General features: G+C 30.9%; 1 protein-coding gene. It reads left to right on the top strand.

Annotated features, from left to right (window positions below; translation table 11 throughout):
* The first annotated feature begins 403 nt into the window (after positions 1–403).
* Entirely contained in the window at positions 404–1333 is a 930-nt protein-coding gene (locus AC1Q8N_RS28700) for a DMT family transporter (RefSeq protein ID WP_142330344.1), read from the top strand.
* The last annotated feature ends 341 nt before the right edge of the window (positions 1334–1674 follow it).

Here is a 1674-nt window from a genome sequence, read left to right as displayed (position 1 = left end):
CCCTGTGAGAGTAGGACGTCGCCAAGCAAAAACCTAAGTCGATTCGACTTAGGTTTTTTTGTATTTATTTTTATTTACTAAATGTCATAATCCATAAATTGAATGACGCTAAAGAAGAAAAAAGATGAAATAGAGACTGTTTAAAATGAATTTTGAACGATAATGCCATAAAAGATAATAAAGTAATACATTTAAATGTTAGGTTAAGGTAAGAATTACCTTTTTGTATTAATTGAGTCGTGGAATGACTAAAATATTTTACTTTTTATATGAAACCGTTATGTGGAAAATAGCTATTTAGTTGTTTTTCACATAACGGTTTTTCATTTTTAAAGGATTTTACATAAGAAAAAATCTATAATTAAGATAGTTAACATATATTTTTTGATGGGTGTGGGGGATTATGAAAGAAATATGCATGTTATTAGTGGCTGTTATATTATGGGGGACAGCCATTGCGCCAACAAAGTGGGCATTAGAATCTATTCAGCCATTTACTTTGTTATTTATTCGCCTTTTCTTAGCTGGTGGAATCTGTTTACTATTCTCATTTAAACAATTAAAAAGATCAGTTGTACATAAACAGGTCCCGTGGAAAAGAATGAGTTTACTATCTTTTACTGGCGTATCTGGGTACTTTATGTTCACATCCTACGGTATTTCTTTAACAAGTGGATTGCATGTTAGTATTATTGATGCTGCTTTACCTTTAGTTACAATTCTTTTTTCGGCGTTCTTTTTGAAAGAAAAAATTCGGCTTAATTATTGGATCGGTATTGTATTGGGGGCTATCGGAGTACTTCTTATTACAATTCCATCTAGTAATGTCGATCAAGAAGTATCTTTAATAGGAGATATCCTTATTTTATTAAGTACGTTCTTATTTGCTTTCTATACAGTATTGCTGAAACGACCAAAACAAGAACAGTATCTATCAAACAAGGTTTTTACAACATTAACTTTAATTATTGGAGCTGTTATTCTATTACCATTTGCAATGGCAGAAACTTTTTATTATGGTTTTCCAAAAATCGAAACATGGAAGACAGGGGTTAGTGTAATATATCTTGTTATTGGGGCAACAATTTTAGCGTATTGGTTTTGGAATAGAGCATTAGAGACAGTCTCGGCATCAGTAAGTGGATTATATTTAAATGCGTTACCGTTAATAAGTATAGTTGCTTCAATTGTTCTATTAAATGAATCTTTAACGTGGAGAATAGGAATAGGTGGCAGCTTAGTTTTATTTGGAGTGATATGGGCGGATAAACGTAAACTAATTGATTTATTTATATCAGACGATCAAAATATTAAAGAGAATGAAGAATGTTAAAGTTTATAAGAGCATGTATATAATGTTTAATGGAAAGGACGCTTTGTATGTAATAGGATGTCCTTTTCATTATTTTCATTGAATGAGAGGAATTAAATAACTGAAATTAATAATAAAAATAACTTTGGAATTATTTTTATTATTAATTGAATAAAAGGTGTTGACGATTAGGCTATAGAGGTGTAATATAGAACAAGTCGCCGATGCAATAAAGCAGAACACGGCAAACGAAATGAAAAACTTAGTTGACATTGAAAGTTGAAAATGTTAACATAAGGGAGTCGCAAATGAGCGACCGAGTAGTTCTTTGAAAACTGAACGAAACAAACAACGTGAAACGT

Source organism: Bacillus sp. GW823-FHT06B01 (assembly GCF_058952315.1).
Note: the sequence above shows the minus strand (reverse complement) of the source record. Positions and strands in the feature narration are given on the sequence as shown.

Bases quoted from the DNA above. Each gene is read 5' to 3' on its own strand.
- AC1Q8N_RS28700 (WP_142330344.1), top strand. From the start codon at position 404: ATGAAAGAAATATGCATGTTATTAGTGGCTGTTATATTATGGGGGACA.